This window comes from Ferrovum myxofaciens (assembly GCF_000735045.1).
Taxonomy (GTDB): Bacteria; Pseudomonadota; Gammaproteobacteria; order Burkholderiales; family Ferrovaceae; genus Ferrovum; species Ferrovum myxofaciens.
This window is the reverse complement of record NZ_JPOQ01000624.1, coordinates 1-253: the sequence shown is the minus strand read 5'-3', so window position 1 is coordinate 253 and position 253 is coordinate 1. Positions and strand designations below refer to the sequence as shown.

1 protein-coding gene is annotated in these 253 nt (G+C 49.0%); it reads right to left on the bottom strand.

Going from position 1 to position 253, the window contains the following annotated elements; translation table 11 throughout:
- Positions 1 to 253 (bottom strand): tyrosine-type recombinase/integrase (locus tag IV91_RS17710; protein ID WP_150112545.1); only part of this gene is annotated, 253 nt, incomplete at both ends.

Sequence of the window (253 nt, the reverse complement as noted above, 5' to 3'; positions counted from 1 at the left end):
TTTCTGAGGATTTCGAGTGCCCGACTCGATATTGGTACTCGGTGTTGCTGTTCGGCTTTCATCCTCTCGGCGGGAATTGTCCAAATTGCAGAATTCAAATCCACTTCAGCCCACGTCATTCCCCTCGCTTCACCTGAACGTGCCGCAGTGAGTATTAAAAATTCCAAGATGGCTCGGGTGACATCATATCTTGTACGATTACGTACATGCTCCGCAATAAAGGACGGGATTACTCGCCAGGGCATAGCTGGTT